The sequence below is a fragment of the Maribacter polysaccharolyticus genome, assembly GCF_028882255.1.
Classification (GTDB): Bacteria; Bacteroidota; Bacteroidia; order Flavobacteriales; family Flavobacteriaceae; genus Maribacter_A; species Maribacter_A polysaccharolyticus.
This window is the reverse complement of sequence record NZ_JARBUY010000004.1, coordinates 677,491-700,277: the sequence shown is the minus strand read 5'-3', so window position 1 is coordinate 700,277 and position 22,787 is coordinate 677,491. Positions and strand designations below refer to the sequence as shown.

Sequence of the window (22,787 nt, the reverse complement as noted above, 5' to 3'; positions counted from 1 at the left end):
TTACCCCTTTAGGGTAACTGATGTGTTGCGGGTTACCTCAATTTAAAGGTAATGGGTATCGAATACGGTACTTTCACCGGTCGTCCCCTTTGCTTTCCGGGAATCAACTTGGGCAAGGAGGTGATGATGCGCTCCGCCTCCTGTTCTAAAAGTCTGTCGGGGCCCCTCGTTTTGATTTCGATAATGGAGCCATCGGCATCTATGATGAATTGAACATATACCTTACCCTGTATCCCCATTTCAACGGCGATTTCAGGATATTTGAAGTTCTTTGAGACATGTTCCTGTACTTTTTGCTGAAAACAGCTGCGTTGTTCTTCTTTGGTCCCTTCTTCACAACCGGGAAAAATAGGAACATTCTCAATAACGGCGAAAGGCACGATGATCTCTTCCTCAACCTCATCGACTTCAACATCCTCCACGGCAATGATGGGTTCAATTATTTCCTTTTCCTGATCTGTTTCGGAGCTTTGTATCACCGTCTCCTCGATTTCTTCGACATCCTCCACAACTTCAATAATGACGGGTGCTATGGGGGGCTCGGGAGGAGGCGGCAACTTAATCATCTCTGTCATCGGTACCTCTTCCTGTAAATCGGGATCGGCGATATAGGAGATAATGATCTCCTGGGTGGGGGAATCATAACTTTTATATTCCAGTGCCCACCACGTTAGCATAAGTACTAACGTAAGCCCAATGACAAAGAAGAGTCCGCTCTTCCGGTTCAAATCGACTTTTGGATTTTTCTTGGGTTTCATGACTTCTGGATTTGTAATCCATTGAAAATAAGGAAACTCCAAATTATTCACCATGACCTAGGTCAGTTTGCGGCCTTTCCTGTTTTTCGTCCTCCAATGATCCGGTATCGGCAGCGTAAGGAAAGTTCCGATAGCGGTTTGACCAGCATTTTACACCAAGGTTTTTTTAAACCTTTGTTCCCCAATGCAGTCTTATCGATGGGAATGGGATCGGCAACCCAAACGATGTTGACACCAATGCCCTAATTTTAGAACTTAACCCTTTCAAATGTCCCTAAAACGATACGACCTGGTTTGTATGTGCTATAAGTTAAAATCATTATCTTCATCCAAGAATACAAATAGGAGTTCAGAACCATTCCAAACCGATAAATACCCATACAAAATGAAACAACTTTTTTCCTTGGTTTTTTTACTGTTAACGTTACACATGCATGCACAGGAAAGTGCGACCTATCAAAAACCCCCTAAAGAAATCCTTGATTTGGTAGATGTGCCAAGGGCACCTAGTGTGTTATTGGACGATAAGGAGGAAACCATGGTCTTACGCTACAGGGATCCGTATAAATCCATTGAGGAGTTATCCCAAGAAGAACTGCGATTGGGAGGCTTGCGCATAAACCCCAAGACCAATATCGGAAGTAGGGTTACCTATTACAATAATCTAAAGATCAAAAAGATAAACGATAAGGACGATGGGATCATTCAGGTAAATGGGCTGCCCGGCAATCCTAAATTGGCGAACTTCAGTTGGTCTCCCGACCAAAGTAAAATGGCGTTTACCCATACCGTCCAAAACGGGGTGGAGGTCTGGGTCCTTGATCTGGCTACCGCATCGGCAACGAAAATCACCGATGCCAAGGTGAATGCCAATCTTGGGGATGTGATCAACTGGTTTAAAGACGGCCGGTCTTTACTGGTCAAAATGATATCGGACACCAAAGAAGAGCTCATTAATACGACCACCGCAGTACCCATAGGGCCGACCATTTCAACCAATGACGGTAAGAAAGCACAGAACAGGACCTATCAAGACCTTTTGAAAAACAAAAATGATGAGCATAATTTTGAACAGTTGGCTTTATCCGAAATCGTTAAGGTCTCCTTGGATGGGTCCCAAGAGCAATGGTTGGAAAGCGATCTTTATACCGGGGTCAATTTTTCGCCCGATGGGAATTATGTCTTGATCGAAACCATAGCAAAGCCATTTTCATATTTGGTACCCTATTACCGGTTTCCTTTCAAAACGACCGTTTATGATCAACAGGGCAATGCCGTTTCCACCGTTAACGAGGTTCCCTTGATCGAAGACCTTCCCAAAGGGTTTATGGCCGTTAGAACGGGCAAAAGGAATTTTAAATGGAGGAACGATAAACCCTCGACCCTGGTTTTTGCCAAAGCCCTGGATGGAGGTGACCCCGAAAACGAAGTGCCTTATAGGGATGAGGTATTTGAAATGGAAGCCCCTTTTAAAGAGGAAGGGAAAAGTATCTTAAAAACGATCAACCGCCTATCGGGTATCGAATGGGGAACTAATTCCGTAGCCATAGCCCATGACTATTGGTTCAATACCAGGAACACGAAAACCTATGTGTTCAATCCTTCAAACGCCTCCCAAAAACCCGTCATACTTTCAGACCGCAATTATCAGGACATCTATAACGATCCCGGTTATTTTGTGACCCAACGCAATTCCATGGGAAAAGAGGTGTTGTTGCTTTCAAATAACAATGCCTTTTTGATCGGGGACGGTTTTACCGAAAACGGACAGTTCCCCTTCGTGGACCAAGTTAACCTAAAGACAACGAACAAGCGTCGCATATACCGATCGAGCTATACCGATAAGGTAGAAAACCTTAGGAATTACGACCCCAAGAAAAAGCGGTTATTGGTAAGTATCGAATCTCCCCAGGAATACCCCAATTACTATTTCAGAAACCTAAAGAACGATGCATTGACGCAAATAACTTCTTTTGAGAATCCGTTCAAAAGCCTGCAAGACGTGCATAAAGAAGTCATCAATTACAAGCGTGGGGATGGTTTGGATCTTTCGGGCACCTTGTATTTACCTGTAGGCTACGATAAAGACAGTAAAGAAAAAATGCCCATGATCTTATGGGCCTATCCTACCGAATACAAGGATAAATCAAGCGCCGGACAGAATACCAAGAACCCGAACGAATTCACCTATCCCTATTATGGCTCCATGATCTATTGGGTAACCAGGGGGTATGTGGTACTTGACGATGCGTCTTTCCCTATCGTGGGGGAAGGCGATAAGGAACCCAACGACTCTTTTAGGCAGCAGTTGGTCGCCAATGCCAAAGCGGCCATTGATGCCGTTGATGCCCTTGGCTATATAGATAGGGAAAGGGTTGCCGTAGGCGGGCACAGTTATGGGGCATTCATGGTGGCGAACTTACTTTCCCATTCCGATCTTTTTGCCGCAGGGATTGCACGAAGTGGTGCGTATAACAGAACATTGACCCCATTCGGGTTTCAAAGGGAAGAGCGCAATTATTGGGAAGCCCCGGAAGTGTATTACAAGATGTCTCCCTTTATGCATGCCGAAAAAATGAACCAACCCCTCTTATTGGTCCATGGGGAGGCCGATAATAATTCAGGGACCTACCCCATGCAGAGCGAACGTTATTTCAATGCCTTAAAAGGGTTGGGGGCTACGGTACGCCTTGTGATCTTGCCCAAAGAAAGCCATGGCTATAGGGCTAAGGAAAGTGTGCTGCATTTATTGTGGGAACAAGACCAATGGCTCGAAAAATATGTAAAAAACAAATAGGTTTACGAATAGCATAAATACCATCATATCCTCCGTATGCCGGCCAACCATGCCGTGCAAAGGGGAGGTGGATCGATAAGGGGAATATGGACCAGGGATCATGGTCGATTCCCCTCTGTTGACCGTACTGTAAGACACCATTTCCGAATCGACAGCAAATGACCCAGACCGAACTCCTCGTTTTGAATTTTGAAGCGATACGCAGCAAAAGCATCCGGCTTTGGAAAGGACTTCCCGAAAGCCATTACCATTGGAAACCTGATGAAAGTGCCATGACCGCCATCCAAATGATCAGACATGTGTTGGAGGCCGATTACGGGTGGAATATCATCATCAACCAAGGGGACATGACAAATTACCGGACACCTTGGGAAAACCGCCCCTGCATCAGTGTTCATGACGAACTTGAATTTGCGGCCCCCTATCGGGAAAAGTTTCTGGAAAGTGTAGGTCGATTTTCAGCGGCTGATTTAAGCGAAACCAAAATCATCCATCCTGGAAATGGGGAGAAGAAAACGCTCGGGAAATATTTATTGAGGATCGGATACCACGAAGCGGTTCATGCAGGGCAGTTTTTATCGTATTTAAGGGCGATGGAAATCGATCGCCCCGGTATATGGGACTGAAAATACGGGCCTAAGGCCCACAGCCCCCGATCGAATGCCAAGGGCCGGTACTTTAAAGCCCATAAAAACGATTCATCTTTCAAACCACAGGTTGCCACGGGCAAACGGGCAGTAGACTGCCGAATACAACTTCCCCTTGGGGGTTGGCAGGGGGCAATGCGCCCTTGACGTGTTTATGGTCATGCCTCCCCAACAGGGCTGGGCACGGGCTCGGCATAGCTCAATGGCAGGAATGATTTAAGTCATTTCCATTTTTTTTCTTAATCCCTACCTTATTTCCATAGCATCAATAATCATTTAAATAAACCAACTATGTCTGTAAATACATTTAAAACCCTGTACGGCCTACCGAATTTCCTTTGGGTGTTGCTCATGGTATGTGGTGGGCTATCCATAAGCAGTTGCAATCAGCAAGCGCGCGGATTTGCATTGCCCGAAGGCGATATTGAAAAAGGAAAAGCCACCTATCGGAGTTTGTCCTGTAACGAATGCCATACGATTTCAGGTATCGCATGGAAAGGGGGCAGTGATACCCTTAAAATACCCCTTGGAGGGGAAACCAAGACCCAGAAGTCCTATGGGGAGTTAGTCACCTCGGTAATCAATCCTTCCCACAAAATCGCCTGGAGCTATAAGGAAATAGCCGCTGCCCAAGGGGGAGGTTCAAAGATGGTGAATTACAATGATGTCATGACCGTTCAGGAACTCGTGGATCTGGTAACTTTTCTGCAATCGGAATACCATATAGAAAGGCCACCAACGCACTACTATCCCTATCACTATTGATATGCGGTAGGGTGCAACCAAGCCATGGCCCCCAAGGGGGTAAGGGCGCAGAATTGACTTTTCAAACGCATTACAGGTTTCCCGCTCTTGAATTACCGGCCTCACCAACATAGGTTTCAGTAACATTTAAAAACAAGCGTCATGAAAGAAGCAAGGGTTAATTATTTTGAAATTCCATGTGATGCCCCTGAAAAGACCATGGATTTTTTTGAAAAAGTATTCCACTGGACGTTCCAGCGATTCGGAGATCAAGAATATTGGTTTGCAAAAACGGGTACAGAGGGGCCGGGGATCAATGGGGCCATTAGTAAACGAAGACACCCCAACCAGCCCATTACCAATGCCATATCGGTGGGGGATATCGATGAAGCGATAACCCTTATAAAAAAACATGGCGGACAGATCAAAGTACCCAAAACGGCCATTCCCTCCATGGGGTGGTTGGCTTTTTTTAACGACCCCGATGGCAATATCCATGGCCTATGGCAAGCAGATAAAAGCGTAAAGTAATACCGATGGATACCAAGAAAGTCGTAAAGCATTGGTTCGATTTGTGGGAGAAGGGCGATTTTAAGGGGTTACCGATTTCGGAGGACTTCAAACACAGCAGTCCGTTTGGAACGATCCAAGGTAAAAAGGCCTATTTGGATGTGGTGGAAAAAAACAAGGACAAATTCTTGGGATACACTTTTATAATCCATGAAGGCATATACGAAAACCAAAGGGCCTGTGTGCGCTATAGCGCAAAACAGGGAAAGGATTTTTCTTTGGAGGTGACCGAGTGGTACCATTTGGATGATGGACTAATAGCCGAAATAATCGCCTATTACCATATCGGGGATATACGGGAAGATCGGAAACTTAAGGGGATCCAAGAAAGCTGACCCACCGTGCTACCGCCAAACATTCGTAACCGTTGTGCAGGGCCTTGCGAAAGGGTTTTTTAAAAGATACCGATAGGGGCATAACCCAAATGGGAAGGCATGACCTATGCCTTTTTCAACGCACTGGGCAAATAGTGGTACCTTCTCTTAAAGGCGGCCGTAAAATGCTGTGGGTTTTTATACCCGATCTCATAGGCCGCTTCGGCAACGGTAAAGCCATCCTCAACGATCAATTTCTTCGCTTTGGCCATCCGCAATTCGGTCAGGTAGGAGAAAATGGGCATCCCGAAAACCAATTTGAAGTGCTGTTTGAGCTTAAATTGGTTGATCCCCGTAAGTTGCGATAACTCCGATATGGTCGGGGGATCCTTGAGGTTCTTTTTTACCAGGCATTCCGCATGCAGTATTCTTGAATAATCATCCTTGGTCAGTTCTTGCTCCCGAGGGGTTTTTTTGTTTTTCAATCCATCAAAGAACATCGTCAATATTTCGTTGATTTTCGATTCCAGATAGGCTTTCTTGATGCCGCCCTCATAGTTACAATTGATGATTTCCTCGATGATGAGGTGTAATCGGGAACTGATCGGTTTGCTTTGTTGCCACATCAAAAATGGCCTCCCCTGGTCTAGCGCCTCCCCGAATCCCGCACTTACCTCCCTGAAGGAATGGCCGAATACCCGCATAAAATACGCTTTTGTAAAAAGAATTTCCAAGGTTTTCCTTTTGGTACAATCATACCGCAATTTTCCTTTTACCTGCGGCAGGTAAAAGAAATTATAATGCCCATGGGGAATGTTCACCGCGATACTTTTATCATTTTTCGGGGTGTATTGGCTGCTTCCCTCTATTTCAAAATGCATTTTCAAAAAAGGGAAATCATGCTCCACATCAATGTCCACAGGGGAGGTTATCAGGCCGTTTCTGATGCTGATTTTGATGCCGTCGAATAAAATCTCCTTCGTTTCCCCTTTCACCAAAGCACTGCTGCTAACAATGGTTTCTTCCCGTAATACCGGGGTTTTGAACCCTTTTGGAAATTTTCTGACAATGGTTTTTTCCGCAAATGAAGAACTCTTTAAGATCGATTTCATGGAATACTTTTCACGGCTTTATTAATACTATATGCGTAGGTAAAACTATCAATTATTAAATACTTTTGCAATCATTATTTATATTAAATCTAAATAAAATTAATAAAATATAGTATGAGTTCATCAAAAATGGCCAAGACTTTTCTTGGGCTTCTTATTTTGGTTTCTACGGGCTTCGGTTATGCCCAACAATCCAAGGGATCGATCAACGGGAAGGTATTGACCTCCGATAATGTCCCCGCCGAGTATATCAATGTAATCCTGAAATCGACCAACAAGGGTACCACGACGAATCTGGATGGGGTGTATAAATTGGCCAACATTCCGTATGGCAATTACACCTTGGAGTTTTCATTGATCGGCATGCAGACCAAATCCGTCGAGGTACAGGTAAATGCCCCCGAAGTTTCCGTTGGGGATATCGTCCTGAACGAGGACCATGAAGCCTTGGACGAAGTGATCATCATAGCGGAACGCCTGAATCAATTTGCACAGAAAGAATCGGAGTATGTAGCCAAGGTTCCTTTGGAAAACATCAATAACCCACAATCCTATTCCATCGTTACGGGGGCATTGTTGACCGAGCAGGTCACCACCGATCTGCCATCGGCCTTTAAGAGCATTACCGGAGGGGGTTACGTACAGTCGAACGATGGGAACGTAAGTGTATATTTAAGGGGGTTTCGGTCCGATGTACACCTGAGAAACGGGGGAATCGCCTGGGTAAAGGCACCGTTGGATCCCCAAAATATAGAACGTATAGAGCTGGTGAAAGGGCCGGGATCCTTGTTTTATGGGGCCAATGTCGATAATATCGCCAATTACGGTGGCATTGTGAACAAGGTAACAAAGCAAGCCTATAACGGTAAAAAATTGGAACTCGGCTATACCACGGGAAGATGGGAACAAAATAGGGTTACCGCCGATTTCAATACCGTTTTGGATAAGGATGAGAAGGTTTTCTTCAGGTTCAATGGGGCCTATAACTCGGAGAACAGTTTTCAGGACCAGGGGATCATCAGGGAGTTTATGTTGGCTCCGTCCTTGACGTTTAACCTCTCTGACCGACTTACCACTACCTTCAATTTGGAGTACAACCAGAGCAAGCGTAATTTATATTTCGCAAGTGGGGTAAGTGCTTCGCTTATTTCCGATAGCGTCGACAGTTGGGACGATCTGAACTGGGATTTTGATACGAGCTATGGTTCCAATGGAATGGCCGGTTATTTTGCTTCGACCGTATTGCAGGTGATGTTGAATTATGAACTGTCGGACACCTGGACCTCCAAAACGACCTTTACCAACGCCTCCGTTTTGACCGATGCCAATTACCTGCGCCTTGTCATGTCCGATGTGAATACCGTAAGCCGGTATTACCTGCAATTGGATCCCAGGGAATCGGGCAACACCCACATCCAACAAGATTTTTTGAATGTCCTTGACGGGGAAAAGCTCGATAACAAACTGGTTGTCGGGGCCGGTTACCTCAACAATTACGACGATACCCAACGTACCGGGGTTTGGAATGCGGTCGATGCCGTGGATGTTACCGATCCGGTCATAGAAGGTATGACCAACGAACAGTTCGAAGCTTCCATCGCGGATCAGGCCAAGAACAAAACCATTTCAAAGTTTGAGACCTTAGGGGTTTACGCCTTTGATGCCCTTACCTTAAATGAACAGATCACCCTTGCCGCAGGGTTGCGTTTTGATCGGTATATGGGTAAGAATACCGTATATAACGGTGCGGAATTGAGTAACGGCTACTCCCAAAATGCCCTGAGCACAAAATTGGGACTGGCCTACAACCCCTTCAACGACAAGGCTTCGGTCTTTGTGAATTATATGGATGGGTTGACCAACAATGCCCCGTCTGACGATGGTACCGGGGAAATCATTACCTGGGATGCCGAGAGGGCCAAACAATTTGAAGTAGGTACCAAATTGAACTTCTTCAACGGAAAATTGAAAAGTACCATTAGCTATTACAACATCAATATCGATAATGATATCATTACCGATGAGAATGGGGTGAGTGTACAGGAAGGGGAAACCTTGAGTAGGGGTGTCGAGATAGACCTTATCGCCAATCCTTTTCCGGGGTTGAATGTCGTTGCCGGATATACGAAGAACAAGGCCACCTTGGAAAAAGTGAGCTACGGTAGCGAAAATACGGTAGGGAACAGTTTAACCTATACCCCGGAAACGGTTTGGAACTTTTGGTTGAGTTACCATGTGCTCAAAGGAAAGGCCAGCGGTCTGGGCTTTGGGTTCGGAGCGAATCATATCAGTGAGATATACAACAGTACTGCCAACAATTTCGGTTCTGAGGCCTATACCACCTTCGACGGTACGGTTTTCTATAAGAAAGACAATTATAAGATCGGTCTTAAGGCCGATAATATTTTCGATAAGGAATATTACAATGGGTACGGCATACCCCAGAAACCGTTTAACTTCAGAGTAAGTCTAACCTACGATGTTTTTTGACATCTGACTATGAAGAAGAAGAAGGGGACATGATTCAAAAAATGTCCTCTTTTTCAGTTTTCGCAAAACCACAACCGGAATGAAGCTTTTCACCGCAACCCTTTTATTTTTCACCGCCCTGTTTTCCCATGCCCAGGACATCACGATCGGTACCCGGGCAACCCTACCTTCTTCCCAGGTCAACGAAGAAAGGGAGTACTGGGTATATGTACCGGAGCACTATGCCGATGATAACTTCAAAGCGCAGCGGTATCCCGTGATTTATGTGTTGGATGGTGAAACGTATTTTCATGTGATCTCGGGGATCGTAAACACGTTTTCAAGTGGGTACTATCCCGTAATGCCCGAATGCATTGTGGTCGCCATCAAAAACACCGATCGGTCAAGGGACCTGACACCGACCCCCGTGACCGAGCTGGGATACCAAAGTGGTGGGGCCGATAAGTTCAGGTCCTTTATCATAAAGGAGTTGATGCCCAAAATCGATGAGACCTATCGCACCTTGGATTTCAAGATCCTGGTAGGGCATTCCTTTGGGGGGCTTTTTACCATGAACACCCTGTTCGAAAATACTGGCGATTTCAATGCCTATGTGGCCATAGACCCCAGTTTATGGTGGGATGACGCCCTGTTCGTCAACGAACTGGAAGGCAAGTTACGGGGGACGGACTTTAAAGGGAAAACGCTGTTCCTGGCCAATGCCAATTCGTTGGGTTACCCCAAAAAAGCGGGAAAACAAGACCTTGCCCATTTTGAGGCAAAGGAAGCGGCCCTAACGAAAATGCATGCCATGGTTCCCGAAAACCTGAACCTGAAGATCAAGGCCTATCCCGAAGAAGATCACGGAAGTGTGGTTCTGCCCGCCATGATCGATGCCTTCCGTTTTGTATTCAAGGGGTTTAGGATCAATGTAAAAGACCTCATTAAAAACCCGTCTTTATTGCAAGAACACTACCGGGACGTTTCCGAAACCTTGGGTTATGAGCTTAAACCCCAAGGGGCCTATCTTGATCGGGTGGTCGATCTGGCCAGGGCAAGGGGGCAGCAGGCCAATGCCGTAATCCTGCATCGGATCAATAGGGAGCTCTACCCGGAGAACCAATACCTAAAAGAGAAATCAGCATCAACCAAGCACTAAATTAAAATGAAAAAATTCACCTTCAGAAAATTGATCAACGATCTGCACCTATGGTTGGGGATCGGTAGTGGCATTGTTTTGTTCGTCGTCTGTCTTACGGGCACGATACTCGCTTTTGAGACAGAACTCGTTTCGTTCTTCGATAGGGAAGACCATTATTCCGAAAAGCAGGGCGAACGGGTGCCTTTTGATCGGCTGATCCATACGCTGCAGGGGAACGATACCCTGGTCAAGGAATTCATTTTTTATGGAGCGGAAAACAGAAACCACCGGTTTACCTTGCTTACCAAGGAGCAAATCGAAAACAGTAACGGTAAACCCGTAAGGGGCACTACAGTGAGCATAGACCCCTATTCCGGGCAACGGGTACAGGCCACGGGCAAAACAAAGGCGTTTATGCACACCGTGGAGCAGTTGCATCGCTACCTTTTATTGGATCGCAAAATCGGGAGGCCCATAGTAGGGGTCTGTACCATCATTTTCGTGTTCATGTGCCTATCCGGATTGATTTTGTGGTTTCCCAAAAAACTGAAGAAATTCCGTAATTGGAAAGCTTGGAAACAGGGGTTTACCATTAAGACCAAGGCAAGCTGGAAACGGGTGAATTATGATTTTCACAATACCTTCGGTTTTTATGCCCTGCTCCCCCTATTGCTCATGGGGTTAACGGGACTGTTGTGGTCGTTTACGTGGTATTACGACGGTTTGGAAAAGGTTTTGGGCGACCAATTGGGGAAATCGCGGTTCGAGAAGACCATTTCCATTGCTTCCGAAAACACGCCCCGGGAAAGGGCCGTCTTGGATTTTGATACCCTACTCCATAAAACCGACAGTATCTTACCCTATGCCAATTTTGCCACGAGGGTTACCCTGCCCATGGCCAATGATCAAAGTATCATGATCCGTAAGATCGGTAGCGGGTTTTTGGCCTACAATGCCGCCGATAAGCTGCACTTTAACCCCCATACCAATGCGTTGGTTTCCGCTACCTACTTTAAAGACGGGTCGGTGGGATCGAAAATCGCCGGTTTGATCCGGGGGATCCATGTGGGGGACTTTGCGGGGATGGCCACCAAGATCATTTATTTTATCTGCTGTTTGATCGCCACGACCTTACCCATAACGGGCACCTTGATCTGGATCAACAAAATGAAAAAGAAAAGGTAGGGGCGAGCTGCTTTAAGGTAATTCCACAAAGTACGGTAAGGGGCAACGCCCCCGATCACCGCTAAGGCGCAGCAACATACCGTACGCCACGCACACCACGAACATTACGTATAAGGTTGATAAATAGGGGGCCACGGTTGATAACTTCCCCCGGCCCCATCTTTCCCAAAAGTTGGTTTTGCCCTATTTTAGAATGCGATTTTACGCACAGGCCTTAGGCATGACCAAGGCCAAAACCGATAGGTGCATAGGGTTGGTGCCCCATGCCGAAAAAAAAGTGCGCGTTTTACAGATATCTGTAAGGATTATCGCTCAAAAGGTAATAAGTTGCAGTTGCAACGGTTAGGGGCCTTTTTGGGCCGGTAAACGTTGTGTTTTACAGTGATATATACAAGTTGGGCACAATATGAAAAAAGAACAGTAAATGTCGAAAATTACAGAAACTAGATTAACACTCGCAGCTCTGATTTATGGAGTTGAACTGGATTTAAAAAATACAATTAAAAGGAATATAACACCTTACTTTGAGAATTTGGCGTTTTTTAAAAATGCTGAATTAGAAAGAAAAGTTATTGAAAGATTTGAAAAAGACAATCCAGGTGTAAATCATTTAGAAAATCTTGATGAAGTAATTGAGTTTTTGGATTTCCAAGATACGTTTACAATCTTAAATCAAAATAAGGAATTCTTAAAAAAGGAAACAGCCCAATACATAAAGACTAATTTCAAAACATTATCTGATTTAACACCAATTAGAAATAGAGTAATGCACACTCGGCCTCTACTTGGTGGTGATTTTTCTTTTACATATGATTTTGTCTCAACTCTTAAGAAATCTGACCCAATAGAATGGACGGTTACAATAGACACGAGAGAGAAAATAGATAATGACCCTTCATATGTACTGACTTTAAAATTTCCAACTAATCATTTAGATGAAGAATTATCAAAAGTTAGTCACAACTTACCTGTTCCTGACTTTGATGAAACAGGATTTATAGGTCGTAGTCAAGATATTGATGCCTTAACAAAATTAGTATTATCTAATAGAGTGGTTTCAGTTTTGGGAGATGGTGGCATTGGAAAAACAGCATTAGCCCTGAAAGTTGCGTATGATATTGTTGATATGAATGAAGATTGTCCATTTGAATTAATCATATGGACATCAGCAAAAACCACAATGCTAACTTCAAAAGGTATAGAAGATATATACACTACAATTACTGATTATACTGGATTAATTTCTGAAATAAGTGATTCAATAGGTACTGAAAATAGGCTTGATGAAATCCTAGAATATTTGGACTATTTTAAAACTCTACTCATAATTGATAACCTAGAGACAATACAAAGCCAGGAGGTTAGAGATTTTATACGTGAGGCTCAAACAAAATGTAACATTTTAATAACTTCTAGAATTGGACTTGGTGAATTAGAATATCCAAGAAAGTTAAATGGGTTGTCAGAAACCGAATCAGCTAAATTAATTAGGGAGATTGCAAGAATTCGAAACAGCGATACATTATTAAAACTTCCGCAACAAACTTTAGTAGATATATCCAGTAAACTATATTTTAATCCATTAGCAATTAAATGGTTTGTGAGTACGGTTGAAACTGGGATTCCACCTCACGAAGTGATTAATAATAAAGAAAATCTACTTGATTTTTGTTTAACAAATGTCTATGAAAAATTAAGCGAAGGAGCAATATCAATCTTAAAGACAATAAGAGCTTCAAGAAAAAAAGTGACTAATGCTGAAATTATTTATTTATCTAATTATAAACCATTAGAAACTCGGAAATACTTAATCGAACTTTTCAAAACAACTCTTATCTCAAGGCAAATTGAAGATGGGAATAATTATGAGGAAGTTATCTATTACATATCTGATTTCGCAAAAGATTTTCTATCAAAGAAGTATCCTATCGAAGAATCTTATATCAAAAATAACATCAAAAAGTCTAAAGAATTAAATATTGGAATTAGACAAATTAATAAAGTCCAAAAATATAACGAGTTTGCATTAAACGCTCTAGTTTATGATAATCAAAATCAAATGATTAGTGCCAAGTTTTTACAAGAAGCACTATTTCATTCTAAAAATGGTGATTTTGATAACGCATTATTAAAAGTTAAAGAGGCGAAAAATATAGATCCAAATTACTTCGAGGTTTATAGAGTTGGAGCATTTATTAAAGCATCTCAAGGTGATTTATTAAGTGCAGATGAAGATTATCAATTAGGTTTAGAAATTGCACCAGAAAACCCTAGACTTTTATTTTATTATGCTCAATTTTTAATGTTTAAGTTAGAGGATGTCGATGGTGCACTTGCATATGCAAAAAGGGTTTATGAACAAAAACCAAATCATCCATATACCGCATTTCTAATTGCAAGATGTTTAAATAGTGCACAAGATTTCGGTAAAGCTATTCAAGTTGTAAGAAACTTAATTGAAAATGTTGAACTAGATTCAAAAAATTTGAGAATAGCCAATACAGAACTCATATCATATTATGTTGAAAGAGGAAAAAGTGCATTAACAATTCAAACTGATATTGAAATCGGAATTAGTCATTTTAAAAAGGCATTCGAGTTATTTGAAGATTGTATTGATAGTACCCTTGTTGATTACAAAATGGCAAAAAACTTTAGTGTAGGTTTACTACATTTTGTAAGAATGACACCTGTAGTAACTATTGAGGAAAATAAAGAATACATCAAAGAATTAATATTAAAAACAAATAGTTATATTGATTTAACAATTGACCTTAAGAAAAAAATCATTCTCAAATACCAAGAAAAATTCAAGGACAATTCACTTGACCATTTAATTGATGTAGACAATAAAAATGAAAAGAAAATAGGTAATGTTTCTAAAACCTATAAACCAAATAACTTCGTTTTTATAGAAACTGGAAATGAGAAAATATTCGCTCATAGATATGATTTTTTAGATATTGCAAATTGGGTGGAATGGAAATCATTACAGGATGGCCAATTAGTTTCCTATGAACTTGGAGAAAACAATACTGGAATTTGTGCAATTAACATAAAACAAATTTAAAAAATACTGTGCCCAACACCGGTAACCGTTGCACAAGCCTTTAATCCGAAAAAAAGTGCCCGTTTTAGAGCTAACTGTGTGGATTATCGCTCAAAAGGTAATACGTTGCAGTTGCAACGGTTAGAGGCCTATGGGCCTCTAACCGTTGTGTTTTACAGTGATATAAACTAGTTGTAAACAATTATCATTAAATGAGTTTTAAAGAAGTAAAAATGAATCAAAAAGAATTGAAAAAAATCTATAATAAATGGATTAGTTCAATATTTGGAATGCTTTTTTTTGGTATTATATTCTCTTTCATTTTTTACCTCGTTTATGATAGTCATTCCAAACCCTTTCAAATAGGTACATTGATGTTTTTAATAATTCTTGGATTTTTTCTTTTTATGGGTCTATTAAATCTCTTAGGATTATTTTTTAGTCCTAACAGCCTGATAAGAGATCTTAATCAAAAGAAGAAAATAATAACTAAACTTAAAATTGAAAATAAAAAGTTGACTAAAAAAGCTGGTTCGTATTTTATTTCGGGGTATGTAATATATTTTAATGACAATGAGTTTTTAACTACTTATGCGGTTAGTAAAAATACTTTTGAAAAAGTAAACATTGGAGATGAAATTTATCTAGAATGCTCAAAATTTGGAAAATGGATTATTGATATTCAATGGAATTCTGAAAGCATAGAAAATAGAAGCTATGTAAAATAACTGTTTACAACAAAACCTATAAACAATACGGGCTTTGGGCTTAAACGAAAGGTTTGAGTATTTTTATGAGATCACGAAATCTTTGGGATTTCGCATTAACAGAAAAAAAAGAAAAAACAAAACAAAAAGCTTTGGCTAAGTGCGCAGACGGAAACGAAAAGTTTCCTTGCCTCCGCATTACGCTTAGCCCAACCGATAGCCACAAGTAGAAAAAATGAGAAATACGAATTTTGACATAGCATTATCATTTGCTGGGGAACAAAGAGAATATGTTGATCAAGTAGCCAACTTATTGAAACAAAAAGGCATTTCGACCTTCTACGACATCTTTGAAGAGGCGAATTTGTGGGAAAAAAACCTTTACGATTACTTATCTGATATATATTCAAATCAAGCTCGTTATACAATAATGTTTATATCGAGAGATTACGCAAATAAACTTTGGACTAATCATGAAAGACAAGCTATGCAGGCAAGAGCATTCCAAGAAAGTTCGGAGTATATTTTACCTGCCCGTTTTGACGACACTGAAATCCCCGGAGTTTTACCAACTATTGGTTATATAGGTTTGGACAACAAAGCACCAGAAGAATTTGTCGATATAATCGAAAAAAAACTGATCTATTCAGGAGAAACTATTCCAAGTGAAAACCTAAGGAAAGCATTATCTACAATAACAGTTATACCCAAAGTTGACCCAAAAGAAATTTGTGTGATGATTTCTGAATCTGACAATCCAATTCAAAATGCAGAAGTGGTTTTACTAGCTGATAATGGAACTACAATCAAAGGAATCACTAATGTAGAAGGAAAGGTAAAATTTGAAGTTAAAACTAGACGATCCTATACAGTGTTAGCTTGCCATCCTGATTATCCATCTGCCTTCTCTGAGAAGTTTGATTCAAATGAAGATTTAAAGATTAATCTAAACAAAGTGGGAAATATTGGCTCGATAGTTTCACATTCCACTTGTCACATCCCAGGTCTTAAAGGACGTTTAAATCCAATTCTAGATTCTTCAAATAGAACATACTTCTACGCTGATAACATAGCAATTGATGGCGGAAAGCAACAACCTGTTTCGTTTTCCTTAAACGAACCCATCCAAGTTGAGGACAGCGATGGAGTAATTATGAACTTAATATTTAGAACAATAAAAGGAAGAATAGCAGTTATTGACTATGTAAAACCTGTATACGAATAAATCCAGTGGTTAACAACGGTTATTGGCCTTAATTGGCAGGTAAACCTTGTGTTTTACAGTGCTATAGACAAGTTGGCATTCATTGAGCAGAACCGTTAAAAATGACAATTAAGAGTAATTTAAAAGACATTAAATCGGAAGTTGAAAAATATGCGAATGACTCAAGTCTGACTGAATTCACTCAAAAACAAAAAACTGAATTTATGAAAAAACACACACCTTTAATATTAATCATTGTAAGCGCAATTTTAATAATAGCGAATTTTATATTTTCCGAAGAATTTGACCGTGGATTTTGGTTGACAACTTTATCTAGTGTATTAATTATAATATCAATGGTCTTGACAATAAGAGAAAACAAAAAACAAGGCAAGAATTAATAATTTGGATAAAAACAACGAAATACCGACACCGTGTATAATTAATGGCTGGTTCTCGCCTACTTACGAAGATCCTCTCGGATTTTCTATTCAGTAATTATTTGCTGAATTAGGTGCTTAAACACGCCACTAATCATACACAAAACCATTGTGCAACATATGGGTAAACCTATGAAATACGCAGTAGTACTCGGGTTTCTGATAGCTTTTTCAGGAACGAACCTTGCAGCCCAATCGACCAAAGACAGTCTTAAACCAAAAATGAAAATGGTCAAGGAAGTCTTATATAGGGTTGAGCATGGAGAACTAAAAAATAGAGCTGATCTTTTTGGATCTAAACTTACAACGTACATCATTTATGATAAAAACGAAGAAATAATAGAATATGTTCAGTACAAAACCGATGGTGCTGTTTACGAAAAAACAACCTACGAAAGAAATGAAAAAGGAGATGCACAAAAAGGCATAACGAAAAACGCATCGGGCGAAATAATAAGCTATTGGATATACGAGTGCGATTCCAAAGAAAATTTGATTGAGGTTAAAACGTACGATGCAGAAAACAATCTGACCGAAATACAATCCAATAAAAACGATGAAAATGGAAATATTATAGAGATACTACTAAAAAGTCCTGAAAGCGAAAAGGGTTGGAGGTATGTATACAAATACAATTCCGATAATAAAAAAATAGAGGAATTAAGCTTTAAACCGGATGGTAGTTTAAAAGATAGGAGAATGTACTCGTATGATAAGCATGGAAATGAAAATACAGTTATCAAATTCTATCCAGACGGCGAATTTGTAAAGAAAGTTTACGAATATGATACGATGAATAATTTGATAATTGAAAATACGTTCGATAAACACGGTAAACTTAGGCGGCAAACATCATTTGAATATCTGTATGATGATTATGGAAATTGGATAACAAATAAAAGAAGTGCCGATGGAGAATTGAATATGGTTTACGAAAGGCAAATAGAATATCATGAATAAAAAATACGTTGTACAACACCGATAACCGTTGCACAAGCCTTTAATCCGAAAAAAAGTGCCCGCTTTACAGCTATCTGTGTGGATTATCGCTCAAAAGGCAATACGTTGCAGTTGTAATGGTTTTGGGCCTATGGGCCGGTAAACGTGGTGTTTTACACGTATATACATAAGTTGTAACCAATTTATCAATATTGCTAATAGAAATAATAGATTGACTAATACTGAAATACTAAAATTAAGAAAAGAACTTCATGAAAACCCAGAATTATCCGGGTTTGAATATGAAACAGCTAAAAGAATTCAAAGATTCATAAATAAACATAACCCAACTCAAATTCTTGGGAATGTTGGTGGAACCGGTTTAGTTGTCATTTATAAGTTTCCTAAAAAAGGTAAATCCATTACAATTAGATGTGAATTGGATGCATTACCGATTCAGGAAGAAAATCAATTTAACCATAAATCAAAAAAAGACGGAATATCCCATAAATGCGGGCATGACGGCCATATGGCCATTGTTTCAGGGTTAGTTTTATGGATAAAAAATCAATCATTCATTTCAGGAGAAATTATTTTATTATTTCAACCTGCTGAGGAAAATGGAAAAGGTGCATATAATGTAGTAAAAGACAAAAAATTTAAAGAACTAAAAACCGATTATATTTTTGCGCTTCACAATATACCTAAGAACCCACTTCATGATATCATTATAATAAAAAAAGGATTTTCAGCTGAGGTTCAAAGTTTTATCGTAAGAATTAAAGGAAAAAAATCGCATGCATCTGAACCTGAACACGGAAAAAATCCAGCTTTAGCTCTTTCTAATATTATTACAGCACTATCTAAATTAGAGGTGTCAAAACCTGAAGATGAAAATTTTACTTTGATAACACCAGTGCATATTAATATGGGACAAGTTGCTTACGGTATTTCCCCAGAAAATGCCGAGCTACATTATACGATGAGAACATGGAGCGAAGAAAATACTACTGCTTTAAAAACCCTTATAAAAACTCGTGTTCAGAAAATATGTCAAATACATAAATTAAAGCACGAAATAGAATGGCTCGAATATTTTCCTGCTTCTACGAATAATATTGAAAGCAATAATTATATCATAAGAGCGGCCAAAGAAAACAATTACAAAATTACAGAAAGGCCTTACCCTTTTAAATTTGGAGAAGATTTTGGTTGGTTTTCACGAGAGTACAAAACAGCAATGTTCGGATTAGGTGCTGGTATTGATACGCCTGCCCTACACAACGCTGACTACGATTTTCCTGATGAAATAATAGAAACAGGAATTACAATGTTTAAATCCATAATTTCAAATATCATGAAAGAATAACAACTGCTTACAACACCGGTAACCGTTGCACAAGCCTTTAATCCGAAAAAAAGTGCCCGCTTTACAGCTATCCATAAAAATTATCGCTCAAAAGGCAATACCTTGCAGTGGCACGGTCATAAGCTTATGGGGCCGGTAAACGTTGTGTTTTACACGTATATACATAAGTTGTACGCAAGCTGAGAAACCAACCCTGAAATTTAAAATTGATGGAATAATGAATAAAAAGGAAATAGCAAGGCAATATATAATGCATCTTGAAAATGGAAATGTTGGACAAGTAGTTGCATTGTTCAATCAAAATGGAATGGTTGATTCACCACTATACGGAATAAAAACAGCGGATGAATTTTATCGTGAATTAAATAGTGATACATCAAATTCCGAACTTCGCTTAAAAGGAATTTTTGAAGAAAATGACTCAAACAATTTAGCGCTTTATTTTACCTATAAATGGACTTTGAAAAATAATCGAAAAGTGGAATTTGATGTAGTTGACATTATTGAATTCGATAATCAAAATAAGATCAGTAAACTGAAAATCATTTATGATACCGTTACCGCCAGAAAATTAGTGGAACAGCTATAAAAAAGCCTGCGTACATCAATGTATGAAAATAATTGCGGCTTAGTGCTTGATCAAAGGTCGTTACGGGTTTGCTACGTCTGATTTTCCTTAACGCCAAACGGCGTCACAAGTCGGAAAATCCGCGCACGCAAACCCGAAACCATTCTTATGCGAAACGGTTGGCATTAATTAAAAAATGAAACTATGGACGTATTAAAACTAGCAATCGAATGGGCAAAAGCCGAAGTATTCTCGACACGTTTCTTTATTTTCTTCGCGATTGGCTTTTTAATCGCAAGTGCTGGATTTTGGCAATTGGGAAAAACAGATTTAGCAAAGGCTTATATCATTCCAACGTTAGTAGCAGGTATATTACTATTAATAATTGGCAGCGGAACCAACTACACCAATATTCAAAGAGTTAAACAATTTGAAAAGGATTTTAATACCGATGAAACTGCCTTTTATAAGTCCGAAATTGAACGTTCTGAAAGCACTATAAAGCAATTTATAGTTGTATTTAAAGTAGTTCCAATAGTAGTTATCGTAGCAGCATTAGTAATGCTATGTATTCAAACACCCACCTGGAGAGCGATTTGTGTTACAACCATTTCAATGTTAATTGTCATTTTATTAATTGACGGAAATGCACAATCAAGAATTGAGAACTACCACAAAGAATTGAAATTATTGGACTTAAAAACTGGACTAAAAAAATAATCATACAAAACAATGGCTCATAAAGATTGTTTTTTGCCGTAGGCGCAACACAAAAAATACGCTTCATAATGGAGGCGTTGCTGGTAATAAGACCAAATTGAAACGTTGGAAAAAAAATATTTCTAATTATTAGTTCAATTATCCTCATTTTGGTTCTTGGTGCAGGATTTCTAATGTATCGATTCCTGACTTCACTTCAACCACCAAAAATTGAAATAACAGAAAATCATATTTCGACAAACAGAGAGTTTATCAACGGAGTTACAATTGAAAAAATTTCCGTTGACTCAATTGGTAGAAATGGTTTACCGGCAAAATACACCGTAGATTATTGGACAAGCTGTAATATCGACCATCCGAAAGGAAGATCACCTGAACCACCCGACAAAATTGTATTCAACGAAAAAGGGAACTATTGGTGGATTGAAAAGGAATCTGATATTCAGTATGTGCACAAAGGTTTATGGAGAGAAACCGTTGATGGGAAAAAACGACTTCCATTCAGCATTGGATTGGAAAGGTTACCGACTTGTCCAATGGAATTTGAACGGGAACAGTGGTATTTTATAACGGTTGGAGACCCACAAGTGACAGGAATATTTTTCATAATTGATAAAAATGGAAACAAGAATCAATACTTTATGTCGAGCGGAGTTTCACCGATATAAAAATTACGACACACAACACCCGTAACCCTTGCACAAGCCTTTGATCCGAAAAAAAGTGCGCGCTTTACAGCTATCCATAAAAATTATCGCTCAAAAGTCAATACGTTGCAGTTGCACGGTCATAAGCCTATGGGATAGGAAAACCTTGTATTTTACAGTGCGGTAAACAAGTTGTATGCAATTTTGAGTGGGGAAGTTTAAACCCTTTGATGTGATTATAGTCTAATTTATGGACTAATTTGAAAAAAGAAAAATGAAATTCATAAAAGTATTTTTAGCACTTATAACCATGAGTACTTTGTTTATAGCTTGCAAACAAAATAATTCGAAAAACAATGTCGAATCCGGAAGACAAAAAGTAACAATAAACAATATAGAATTTGATGTTAATGACCAATATCATTTCTTTACTTGGGATAAATTACCCAAAGATTTAGACATAATAAGGGAACCAATAGTGGAATACACCAATCCAAATGGCGAAACACATTATTATGAAGTCATTTATATGCCAACAGGAACAGTTAATTGGTATCAAGCCGCTTATTTGGCTGATGATGCTGGAGGTTATTTGGCTTCAGTTACTACTAAAGAAGAAAATGAATTTTTATTTAATTTGATAGATGATAATAAGTATTTCTGGAAATTTCCAAAATACATTGAAGGAAAGAGCAAAGGGAATCATTATGAAATAATGATTGGACCAATGTTAGGAGGTTTTAAACACGATGCATCTGTAAAACCAATTGAGGGATGGGAATGGTTAAGTGGCGAAAAATGGGAATATACAAATTGGGCACAAAACTTAGATGATGGAGTACTGGATAAAGACCCGAGAGATAACACACAACCAAATAATTCTGGAGAACAACATAGTCAAAGAACCATTGGTTTTGGGGAGTTGAACCAACCTGTGTCAACTTGGGGCGATTTTTCAGATGATGCGGGTACTTATGGAATGGAGCGTACAGGTGGAAAAAGATATGCTTTTATAATAGAATACATCAAAAAACCCTCTTTGTGATAGTAATTGAAAAAATTAAACTTTAATTCATAAAAAAACTGCATACAACACCCGTAATCGTTGCACAAGCTTTAAATTCATATAAAACAGACTTTTATAACCGCTTTTTGAGTGGTTTTGAGGTACTTTTCCCTAACGCCAGGCCAAAGGATAAAACCGATATTTTCATAGGGGTTGGTGGCCAATGCCCAAAAAAAGTGCCCGCTTTACAGCTATCCATAAAAATTATCGCTCAAAAGTCAATACGTTGCAGTTGCACGGTCATAAGCCTATGGGGGCCGGTAAACCTTGTATTTTACAGTGCTATAAACAAATTGTGCTTAATACCATTAAGACTCCCCGAACCCATTAAAACTCCATAA

General features: G+C 39.7%; 20 protein-coding genes. 18 read left to right on the top strand and 2 right to left on the bottom strand.

Annotated elements, in window-relative coordinates; all coding sequences use genetic code 11:
• Nucleotides 1-32: 32 nt before the first annotated feature.
• On the bottom strand, nt 33-758 hold the full coding sequence (locus tag PHU20_RS15620; RefSeq protein ID WP_274826324.1) for an energy transducer TonB: 726 nt from the start codon (nt 756-758) through the stop codon (nt 33-35).
• A 385-nt stretch (nt 759-1,143) separates the two neighbouring features.
• Here PHU20_RS15620 and PHU20_RS15615 point away from each other — a divergent pair, with 385 nt between their 5' ends.
• The 5 genes from PHU20_RS15615 to PHU20_RS15595 all read left to right on the top strand — a co-directional run bounded on the left by PHU20_RS15615 (nt 1,144) and on the right by PHU20_RS15595 (nt 5,851).
• Complete coding sequence (locus tag PHU20_RS15615) at nt 1,144-3,555, top strand: S9 family peptidase (protein WP_274826323.1); 2,412 nt, start codon at nt 1,144-1,146, stop codon at nt 3,553-3,555.
• Between the two features lie 158 nt (nt 3,556-3,713).
• Nucleotides 3,714-4,181: a DinB family protein gene (locus PHU20_RS15610; RefSeq protein ID WP_274826322.1), complete on the top strand. Its 468-nt coding sequence runs from the start codon at nt 3,714-3,716 to the stop codon at nt 4,179-4,181.
• 312 nt (nt 4,182-4,493) lie between these two features.
• Nucleotides 4,494-4,967: a c-type cytochrome gene (locus tag PHU20_RS15605; protein WP_274826321.1), complete on the top strand. Its 474-nt coding sequence runs from the start codon at nt 4,494-4,496 to the stop codon at nt 4,965-4,967.
• Nucleotides 4,968-5,108: 141 nt separating this feature from the next.
• Nucleotides 5,109-5,477 carry a VOC family protein gene (locus PHU20_RS15600; RefSeq protein ID WP_274826320.1) on the top strand — a complete coding sequence of 123 codons (369 nt, stop codon included), beginning with the start codon at nt 5,109-5,111 and terminating at the stop codon, nt 5,475-5,477.
• Between the two features lie 5 nt (nt 5,478-5,482).
• Complete coding sequence (locus tag PHU20_RS15595; RefSeq protein WP_274826319.1) at nt 5,483-5,851, top strand: nuclear transport factor 2 family protein; 369 nt, start codon at nt 5,483-5,485, stop codon at nt 5,849-5,851.
• A 104-nt stretch (nt 5,852-5,955) separates the two neighbouring features.
• On the opposite strand, the gene PHU20_RS15590 is transcribed toward PHU20_RS15595, so the two are convergent.
• Nucleotides 5,956-6,942, bottom strand: a complete 987-nt coding sequence (locus PHU20_RS15590; RefSeq protein ID WP_274826318.1) for a helix-turn-helix domain-containing protein — start codon at nt 6,940-6,942, stop codon at nt 5,956-5,958.
• A gap of 114 nt (nt 6,943-7,056) precedes the next feature.
• On the opposite strand from PHU20_RS15590, the gene PHU20_RS15585 reads away from it, so the two are divergent.
• The 13 genes from PHU20_RS15585 (at nt 7,057) to PHU20_RS15525 (ending at nt 22,425) form a co-directional block, all read left to right on the top strand.
• A complete protein-coding gene (locus PHU20_RS15585; RefSeq protein WP_274826317.1) occupies nt 7,057-9,432 on the top strand; it encodes a TonB-dependent receptor in 2,376 nt (791 codons plus the stop codon).
• Nucleotides 9,433-9,511: 79 nt separating this feature from the next.
• Entirely contained in the window at nt 9,512-10,570 is a 1,059-nt protein-coding gene (locus PHU20_RS15580; RefSeq protein WP_274826316.1) for an alpha/beta hydrolase, read from the top strand.
• 6 nt (nt 10,571-10,576) lie between these two features.
• Nucleotides 10,577-11,737 carry a PepSY-associated TM helix domain-containing protein gene (locus PHU20_RS15575; RefSeq protein WP_274826315.1) on the top strand — a complete coding sequence of 387 codons (1,161 nt, stop codon included), beginning with the start codon at nt 10,577-10,579 and terminating at the stop codon, nt 11,735-11,737.
• Between the two features lie 424 nt (nt 11,738-12,161).
• Nucleotides 12,162-14,807: a tetratricopeptide repeat protein gene (locus PHU20_RS15570; RefSeq protein WP_274826314.1), complete on the top strand. Its 2,646-nt coding sequence runs from the start codon at nt 12,162-12,164 to the stop codon at nt 14,805-14,807.
• 191 nt (nt 14,808-14,998) lie between these two features.
• A complete protein-coding gene (locus PHU20_RS15565; RefSeq protein ID WP_274826313.1) occupies nt 14,999-15,514 on the top strand; it encodes a hypothetical protein in 516 nt (171 codons plus the stop codon).
• A 214-nt stretch (nt 15,515-15,728) separates the two neighbouring features.
• The gene (locus PHU20_RS15560) at nt 15,729-16,718 is read left to right on the top strand and encodes a toll/interleukin-1 receptor domain-containing protein (protein ID WP_274826312.1); all 990 of its coding nucleotides are present in this window, start codon (nt 15,729-15,731) and stop codon (nt 16,716-16,718) included.
• 101 nt (nt 16,719-16,819) lie between these two features.
• On the top strand, nt 16,820-17,098 hold the full coding sequence (locus PHU20_RS15555; RefSeq protein WP_274826311.1) for a hypothetical protein: 279 nt from the start codon (nt 16,820-16,822) through the stop codon (nt 17,096-17,098).
• A gap of 171 nt (nt 17,099-17,269) precedes the next feature.
• Nucleotides 17,270-18,097: a hypothetical protein gene (locus PHU20_RS15550; RefSeq protein ID WP_274826310.1), complete on the top strand. Its 828-nt coding sequence runs from the start codon at nt 17,270-17,272 to the stop codon at nt 18,095-18,097.
• A gap of 211 nt (nt 18,098-18,308) precedes the next feature.
• A complete protein-coding gene (locus PHU20_RS15545; RefSeq protein WP_274826309.1) occupies nt 18,309-19,445 on the top strand; it encodes an amidohydrolase in 1,137 nt (378 codons plus the stop codon).
• 217 nt (nt 19,446-19,662) lie between these two features.
• Nucleotides 19,663-20,034 carry a nuclear transport factor 2 family protein gene (locus tag PHU20_RS15540; RefSeq protein WP_274826308.1) on the top strand — a complete coding sequence of 124 codons (372 nt, stop codon included), beginning with the start codon at nt 19,663-19,665 and terminating at the stop codon, nt 20,032-20,034.
• A 183-nt stretch (nt 20,035-20,217) separates the two neighbouring features.
• On the top strand, nt 20,218-20,733 hold the full coding sequence (locus PHU20_RS15535; protein WP_274826307.1) for a hypothetical protein: 516 nt from the start codon (nt 20,218-20,220) through the stop codon (nt 20,731-20,733).
• Between the two features lie 149 nt (nt 20,734-20,882).
• Nucleotides 20,883-21,401: a hypothetical protein gene (locus PHU20_RS15530; RefSeq protein ID WP_274826306.1), complete on the top strand. Its 519-nt coding sequence runs from the start codon at nt 20,883-20,885 to the stop codon at nt 21,399-21,401.
• Between the two features lie 253 nt (nt 21,402-21,654).
• A complete protein-coding gene (locus tag PHU20_RS15525) occupies nt 21,655-22,425 on the top strand; it encodes a C-type lectin-like domain-containing protein (RefSeq protein ID WP_274826305.1) in 771 nt (256 codons plus the stop codon).
• Nucleotides 22,426-22,787 lie beyond the last annotated feature (362 nt).

What these genes read in the sequence shown, in the direction of transcription:
- PHU20_RS15560 (WP_274826312.1), top strand. Translation starts at nt 15,729, where the DNA reads ATGAGAAATACGAATTTTGACATAGCATTATCATTTGCTGGGGAACAA.
- PHU20_RS15565 (WP_274826313.1), top strand. Translation starts at nt 14,999, where the DNA reads ATGAGTTTTAAAGAAGTAAAAATGAATCAAAAAGAATTGAAAAAAATC.
- PHU20_RS15540 (WP_274826308.1), top strand. Translation starts at nt 19,663, where the DNA reads ATGAATAAAAAGGAAATAGCAAGGCAATATATAATGCATCTTGAAAAT.
- PHU20_RS15605 (WP_274826321.1), top strand. Translation starts at nt 4,494, where the DNA reads ATGTCTGTAAATACATTTAAAACCCTGTACGGCCTACCGAATTTCCTT.
- PHU20_RS15575 (WP_274826315.1), top strand. Translation starts at nt 10,577, where the DNA reads ATGAAAAAATTCACCTTCAGAAAATTGATCAACGATCTGCACCTATGG.
- PHU20_RS15595 (WP_274826319.1), top strand. Translation starts at nt 5,483, where the DNA reads ATGGATACCAAGAAAGTCGTAAAGCATTGGTTCGATTTGTGGGAGAAG.
- PHU20_RS15535 (WP_274826307.1), top strand. Translation starts at nt 20,218, where the DNA reads ATGGACGTATTAAAACTAGCAATCGAATGGGCAAAAGCCGAAGTATTC.
- PHU20_RS15555 (WP_274826311.1), top strand. Translation starts at nt 16,820, where the DNA reads ATGACAATTAAGAGTAATTTAAAAGACATTAAATCGGAAGTTGAAAAA.
- PHU20_RS15610 (WP_274826322.1), top strand. Translation starts at nt 3,714, where the DNA reads ATGACCCAGACCGAACTCCTCGTTTTGAATTTTGAAGCGATACGCAGC.
- PHU20_RS15590 (WP_274826318.1), bottom strand. Translation starts at nt 6,942, where the DNA reads ATGAAATCGATCTTAAAGAGTTCTTCATTTGCGGAAAAAACCATTGTC.
- PHU20_RS15620 (WP_274826324.1), bottom strand. Translation starts at nt 758, where the DNA reads ATGAAACCCAAGAAAAATCCAAAAGTCGATTTGAACCGGAAGAGCGGA.
- PHU20_RS15585 (WP_274826317.1), top strand. Translation starts at nt 7,057, where the DNA reads ATGAGTTCATCAAAAATGGCCAAGACTTTTCTTGGGCTTCTTATTTTG.
- PHU20_RS15570 (WP_274826314.1), top strand. Translation starts at nt 12,162, where the DNA reads ATGTCGAAAATTACAGAAACTAGATTAACACTCGCAGCTCTGATTTAT.
- PHU20_RS15615 (WP_274826323.1), top strand. Translation starts at nt 1,144, where the DNA reads ATGAAACAACTTTTTTCCTTGGTTTTTTTACTGTTAACGTTACACATG.
- PHU20_RS15600 (WP_274826320.1), top strand. Translation starts at nt 5,109, where the DNA reads ATGAAAGAAGCAAGGGTTAATTATTTTGAAATTCCATGTGATGCCCCT.
- PHU20_RS15580 (WP_274826316.1), top strand. Translation starts at nt 9,512, where the DNA reads ATGAAGCTTTTCACCGCAACCCTTTTATTTTTCACCGCCCTGTTTTCC.
- PHU20_RS15525 (WP_274826305.1), top strand. Translation starts at nt 21,655, where the DNA reads ATGAAATTCATAAAAGTATTTTTAGCACTTATAACCATGAGTACTTTG.
- PHU20_RS15550 (WP_274826310.1), top strand. Translation starts at nt 17,270, where the DNA reads ATGAAATACGCAGTAGTACTCGGGTTTCTGATAGCTTTTTCAGGAACG.